We start from the raw sequence: 6,546 nt of genomic DNA, 5'->3' as shown, positions 1-6,546 counted from the left end.
TCACAATAGGTAAATTATATCAATTTTTGCAATGTTCAAACAAAAGTTATATGATATAGTTGTACCTGCATTTGGATTTTTCGATGGAATTCAACAGGAGAATCCGACAAACGGTATGGTTGTATAGAGTTGTATATTACAGTTTTGGGAGGTGATCGACGTGTTGGAACTCGCTGCAGCATCATCCGTAACAATTTCCGGGGCAACGTGGTTCTGGTTATTTGTCCCAATGCCATTACTAATCATTCTATCCATCATTACACTATTCACTGAAAGGAGCGAATAACAAAACATGAGTACTGCTACGTTAATAACATTCATCGTCTATTTGATCGGTATGCTCGGAATCGGTTTCGCCGCATATCGTCTAACAAGTGATTTATCCGACTACGTGTTAGGTGGTCGTCGTCTGGGGCCGGGAGTTGCCGCCTTATCCGCCGGAGCCTCCGATATGAGTGGCTGGCTGCTGCTGGGTCTGCCTGGAGCTATTTATGCATCCGGTTTATCGGAAGCGTGGATCGGGGTAGGTCTTGCTATCGGTGCCTATTTGAACTGGCAATTCGTTGCCCGTAAACTTCGTGTCTTCACAGAGGTGGCGGACGATTCCATTACGGTTCCCGACTATTTGGAGAATCGTTTCCAGGATAAATCCCATACATTACGAGTCATTTCCGCAGCTGTTATCCTTTTATTCTTCACCTTCTACACATCTTCCGGTATGGTTGCCGGGGCGAAGCTGTTTGAAGCTTCCTTCAACATTGACTACACAACAGCACTATGGATCGGTGCAGTCGTCACCATCTCTTATACCTTCTTAGGCGGTTTCCTTGCCGTCAGCTGGACGGACTTCGTTCAAGGGATCTTGATGTTCCTTGCATTGATTGCCGTACCGATCGTAGCCGTATCCGAACTGGGCGGCTGGGATAAAGCGACAGATGCTGTCGCTCAAATCGATCCGACACACCTGAACATGGTTCAAGGCGTAGGCGCGATGGCTATTATTTCTTCTCTTGCCTGGGGACTCGGCTACTTCGGTCAGCCGCACATCCTTGTCCGCTTTATGGCCCTTCGTTCACCGAAAGACGTTCCGAAAGCGCGTTTCATCGGAATGGGTTGGATGATCCTTGGTCTTTACGGAGCAATCTTCACGGGTCTGTTCGGACTTGCTTACATTAATACAGCAGATGTTACGGATCTATCCACCTTTAATGCAGAAGTTATGACAGAAGGCGGCATTCAGATGCTTGCCGACTCTGAGAAGATCTTCATCACCTTCTCTCAAATTCTGTTCCATCCGATCATTGCAGGTATCCTGCTTGCAGCGATCTTGTCTGCAATCATGAGTACTATTGACTCTCAGCTGCTTGTATCTTCTTCTGCACTGGCGGAGGACTTCTATAAAGCACTGTTCCGTCCAAACGCGACGGAGAAAGAATTGGTTTGGATCGGTCGTATCGCAGTAGCGGGTATCGCTCTTATTGCGATTCTGCTTGCCGGAAATCCGGACAGCACGGTCCTTGATCTCGTATCTTATGCATGGGCAGGATTCGGCGCCGCCTTCGGTCCGATCATCATCCTGTCTCTGTTCTGGAAAGGCATCACCCGTAACGGGGCGCTCACCGGTATGATCGTCGGTGCTGTCGTAGTCGTTGTCTGGGCTGATGTACTGAGCGGCGGTATTTTCGAGCTCTACGAACTCGTACCAGGATTCATCCTGAGTGCTCTTGCAACCATTGTTGTAAGTATGTTCGGAACTCCGCCGGCCAACGCAGAAGAATTCTTCGAAGAAGCGAAGAAGCATTAATAAAACCAAAGGTCCCCGGCAATGTGCCGGGGGTTTTTTTATTCCTGTCTTCCTTATTGGAGAAAAGACATGGATGGGGCCGGTATGTTAAGATAAGAAAGATGTGCAACGAACGTTGATAATTGATTCGAATCTTTGGTATGATCATATATTATGTGAGATCGAAATGGAGGTCGCATTATGTCTAGAATCAGTAAAGAAGAAGTGAAGCACGTCGCGAATCTTGCGCGTCTGGCGATCACGGATGAAGAAGCAACGACATTCTCTAAGCAGCTGGATGATATCATCACCTATGCCGAGCAATTGAATGAATTAGATACAACCGGTGTAGAACCGACGACGCACGTTCTTGATCTGAAGAACGTACTTCGCAAGGACGAGCCGAAGAAATGGATTACACAAGAGGAAGCGCTGAAGAACGCACCGGACCACCAGGATGGTCAGTTCAAAGTGCCATCCATATTGGAATAAGGAGGTACGACGATGTCTTTATTTGAGTTTTCACTACGTGAGCTTCAAGAGAAGCTACATAACAAGGAAATCACAGTCACGGATCTAGTAGAAGAATCCTACAAGCGCATTGATGAAGTGGACGGGGAAGTCCAGGCGTTCATCACGTTGAATAAAGAAGCAGCGAAAGCGCAGGCGGCGGCACTGGACAAAGAGCAGGGGAACAGTGACGCGGCTCTCTTCGGTCTGCCGATCGGTGTGAAAGACAACATCGTGACGAAAGGTCTGCGCACGACGGCGGGAAGTCAGATCCTTTCTAACTTTGAGGACCCATTGTATGATGCGACGGTCGTCAACAAACTGAACGATGCGAAAGCCGTCACCATTGGGAAACTGAACATGGACGAATTCGCGATGGGTTCTTCCAATGAGAACTCCAGCTACGCATCTGCTCGTAACCCTTGGAATACGGATTACGTACCGGGTGGTTCCAGTGGTGGATCTGCAGCCTCTGTAGCGGCAGGAGAAGTTCCCTATTCTCTAGGGTCCGATACCGGCGGATCTATCCGTCAGCCGGCAGCTTACTGTGGTGTCGTCGGTCTTAAGCCGACATACGGCCGTGTGTCCCGTTTCGGATTGATCGCTTTTGCGTCTTCCCTTGACCAAATCGGTCCGATCACCAGAAACGTCGAAGACAATGCTTTCCTTCTGGAAACTATTGCAGGCTACGACAAAATGGACTCCACGTCTGCCAATGTAGACGTTCCGAAATATACCGAATCTTTGACAGGCGATGTCAAAGGTCTGAAGATCGCTGTTCCAAAAGAATACCTTTCTGAAGGTGTAGCACCGGAAGTGAAGGAAGCGGTCCAAGCTGCTTTGAAAGAGTATGAAAAGATGGGTGCGACATGGGAGGAAGTTTCCCTGCCACACTCGAAATATGCTTTGTCTACGTACTACCTGCTTTCTTCTTCGGAAGCATCTGCCAACCTGGCCCGCTTTGACGGAGTCCGTTACGGTAAGCGTGCAGAAGACGCAGAAACGATGCTTGACATGTTCATGCGCTCCCGCTCGGAAGGCTTCGGGGACGAAGTGAAGCGCCGGATCATGCTCGGAACGTTCGCGCTCAGCTCCGGTTACTATGATGCGTATTACAAGAAAGCCCAACAAGTCCGTACGTTGATCAAAAACGATTTTGAGAAAGTGTTCGAAGAATATGATGTGATCGTCGGACCGACGACTCCGACTCCTGCCTTTAAAGTAGGGGACAAAGTCGACGACCCGATGACGATGTATGCCAACGATATTCTGACAATCCCTGTCAACCTTGCCGGCGTACCGGGAATCTCCATTCCTTGCGGTTTCTCCAGCGAGGGACTTCCGATCGGTCTGCAGATCATCGGGAAACACTTCGACGAAAGCACCGTTTACCGTGCAGCCCACGCCTTTGAGCAGGCGACAGAATTCCATAAACAACGCCCGTCCCTTGGAGGTGCGCGCTAATGAACTTTGAAACGATTATTGGACTAGAGGTCCACGTAGAATTGAAAACGAACTCTAAAATCTTCAGTCCGTCTCCGAACATGTTCGGGGATGATCCGAATACGAACATCAACCCGATCGACCTCGGGTACCCGGGTGTTCTGCCGGTACTGAACGAAGAAGCTGTCAACTTCGCTATGAAAGCAGCGATGGCACTCAACTGTGAAATCGCAACAGATACGAAGTTTGACCGCAAAAACTATTTCTACCCGGACAACCCGAAAGCCTACCAAATTTCTCAGTTTGATAAGCCGATCGGTGAAAACGGGTATATCGATATTGAAGTAGACGGTAAGAAGAAGCGGATCGGAATCACGCGCCTTCATATGGAGGAAGATGCCGGTAAACTGACGCACAGCGACGACGGATATTCCCTTGTCGACTACAACCGTCAAGGTACACCGCTTGTCGAGATCGTATCCGAGCCCGACATCCGCTCTCCGAAAGAGGCGTACGCCTACTTGGAAGCATTGAAGAACATCATCCAATATACAGGCGTTTCCGACTGTAAGATGGAAGAAGGTTCCCTTCGCTGTGATGCCAACTTGTCCATCCGCCCGATCGGACAGGAGCAATTCGGTACGAAAACGGAGCTTAAGAACCTGAACTCCTTCTCCTTCGTACAAAAAGGTTTGGAATTCGAAGAGAAGCGCCAGCAGAAGGAACTTATGGCAGGTGGAGAAATCCTTCAGGAAACACGTCGCTATGACGAGCAGACGAAGGAAACGATCCTGATGCGTATCAAAGAAGGATCCGACGACTATCGCTACTTCCCGGAGCCGGACCTCGTTCCCCTTCACATCGACGAAGCATGGAAAGAGCGTATCCGCGCGGAAATCCCTGAACTTCCGGATGCCCGTAAGAAGCGCTACATCGAGCAGCTGGAGCTTCCTGCCTACGATGCTATGGTCCTGACGAACAACAAAGAGCTTTCCGATTTCTTCGAAGAAACGATCGCTCAGGGAGCCGACGTCAAGCAGGCTTCCAACTGGTTGATGGGTGAAGTGTCTGCCTACATGAACAAGCATTATAAAGAGCTTTCTGATCTTGCTTTGACACCGGATTCTCTTGCGAAGATGATCCAGCTGATCGAAGACGGTACAATCTCCTCCAAGATTGCGAAGAAAGTCTTCAACGAACTTGTAGAAAACGGCGGCGAGCCGGAGAAGATCGTTAAAGAGAAAGGGCTTGTCCAAATTTCCGATGAAGGTCAACTGACGGAAATCATCGTGAAGATTTTGGATAACAATCCTCAATCCATTGAAGACTTCAAGAACGGGAAAGACCGTGCCCTCGGCTTCCTTGTCGGTCAAGTGATGAAAGAAACAAAAGGACAGGCGAACCCGCCGATGGTCAACAAGATCATCCTTTCTGAAATGGAGAAGCGCTAAAGCCTATAGAAGGAAGAAAGCACGCACCGAACGGCGAGTGCGTGCTTTCGTATGACTTGGGACATCCAGTCATATACTAGAAAAACAGTTTGCAAAAAGAGGAAAACAAGCTATGATGATAATTGGAGCAATCTGGATGAGGGGGTCAAAACATGAAACGTGCCCGAATAATTTATAACCCGACCTCTGGAAGAGAAGTCATACGCAAGGTTCTCCCGGACATCCTGCAACGATTCGAACAAGCCGGATACGAAACCTCCGCCCATGCGACGACCTGTGCAGGTGACGCGATCAATGCCGCGAAGTACTGCGTCGAACAAAAATTCGATGTAGTCGTGGCAGCGGGTGGAGACGGAACCATCAACGAAGTCATCAATGGACTAGCCGAACAAGAACATAAACCGAAACTCGGCATCATTCCAGTCGGGACGACCAACGATTTTGCACGTGCACTGCACATACCTAGAAACGTTCATAAAGCGGTCGACATCATTTTGGAGGATTATACCCATCCATTGGATATCGGACGCGTCAACGATCATTACTTCATGAACATTGCCGGTGGAGGGAAAATCACCGAAATCAGCTATGAAGTACCAAGCAAGCTGAAGACGATGCTCGGTCAGCTCGCCTACTACTTGAAAGGGATCGAAATGCTGCCATCCATCCGTCCGACCCGTGTCGAGATGGAATACGACGGCAAATGGTACGAAGGCGAGATCATGCTCTTCCTCGTCAGCAACACCAATTCCGTCGGCGGGCTCGAGAAGCTTGCGCCGGCTGCCCGTATGGATGACGGTCTTTTCGATCTGATGATCATTGAAAAAATGAACATTGCAGAATTCGTACGGCTCGCAACTCTTGCGATCCAAGGGAATCACCTCAACCATCCGAAGTTTGTCCACCTCACCGCCAGCCGCGTGAAGGTGAAGACGGACGAGAAGATGCAGTTGAATATCGACGGGGAATTTGGCGGATTATTGCCCGGGGAATTTGTCAATTTATACCGTCACTTGGATTTCTTCGTGCCTGAACAGCATTTCAAGACGGAGGAATAATAGGAAGCGCTACTGTATAAAGCAGTGGCGCTTTTTCCATGTTGAATGAAGGTCGGTGTATCTCTGGGAATATCAGTTGGAAGAGAGAGCATTTCCCGGGACATGAATGGGTGCATAAGTCCATCGACGGCGAAAAGGAAGAGCGCTTTTCTCCATCAATGTTCTTATGCTTGTCGCAGCTCCCGGGGCGACTCCGCACTTAGTGTTATCCGGCTGCGTCGCCCAGCTGCTCGAGGTCATAAGTCCATCGACGGCGAAAAGGAAGAGCACTTTTCTCCATCAATGTTCTTATGCTTGTCGC

General features: G+C 49.2%; 6 protein-coding genes. 5 read left to right on the top strand and 1 reads right to left on the bottom strand.

The features are described 5' to 3' along the window. Nucleotides 1-90 precede the first annotated feature (90 nt). Entirely contained in the window at nucleotides 91-246 is a 156-nt protein-coding gene (locus D479_RS20885; protein WP_193743900.1) for a hypothetical protein, read from the bottom strand. Nucleotides 247-292: 46 nt separating this feature from the next. Between D479_RS20885 and putP the strand changes: the two genes are divergently transcribed. The 5 genes from putP (at nucleotide 293) to D479_RS18740 (ending at nucleotide 6,245) form a co-directional block, all read left to right on the top strand. After that, nucleotides 293-1,804, top strand: a complete 1,512-nt coding sequence (putP, locus tag D479_RS18760) for a sodium/proline symporter PutP (protein WP_008640231.1) — start codon at nucleotides 293-295, stop codon at nucleotides 1,802-1,804. A 180-nt stretch (nucleotides 1,805-1,984) separates the two neighbouring features. Further along, a complete protein-coding gene (gene gatC / locus D479_RS18755; RefSeq protein WP_008640230.1) occupies nucleotides 1,985-2,275 on the top strand; it encodes an Asp-tRNA(Asn)/Glu-tRNA(Gln) amidotransferase subunit GatC in 291 nt (96 codons plus the stop codon). Between the two features lie 12 nt (nucleotides 2,276-2,287). Then, nucleotides 2,288-3,757 carry an Asp-tRNA(Asn)/Glu-tRNA(Gln) amidotransferase subunit GatA gene (gatA, locus tag D479_RS18750; protein WP_008640228.1) on the top strand — a complete coding sequence of 490 codons (1,470 nt, stop codon included), beginning with the start codon at nucleotides 2,288-2,290 and terminating at the stop codon, nucleotides 3,755-3,757. Then, nucleotides 3,757-5,187 (top strand): Asp-tRNA(Asn)/Glu-tRNA(Gln) amidotransferase subunit GatB, encoded by a 1,431-nt coding sequence (gene gatB, locus D479_RS18745; protein ID WP_008640227.1) that lies wholly within the window; start codon nucleotides 3,757-3,759, stop codon nucleotides 5,185-5,187. Before gatA ends, gatB begins: the two co-directional genes overlap by 1 nt. A 152-nt stretch (nucleotides 5,188-5,339) precedes the next feature. Further along, nucleotides 5,340-6,245 carry a diacylglycerol kinase gene (locus tag D479_RS18740; protein WP_008640224.1) on the top strand — a complete coding sequence of 302 codons (906 nt, stop codon included), beginning with the start codon at nucleotides 5,340-5,342 and terminating at the stop codon, nucleotides 6,243-6,245. Nucleotides 6,246-6,546 lie beyond the last annotated feature (301 nt).

It is taken from the genome of Halobacillus sp. BAB-2008 (assembly GCF_000328325.1).
Taxonomy (GTDB): Bacteria; Bacillota; Bacilli; order Bacillales; family Halobacillaceae; genus Halobacillus.
Note: the sequence above shows the minus strand (reverse complement) of the source record. Positions and strands in the feature narration are given on the sequence as shown.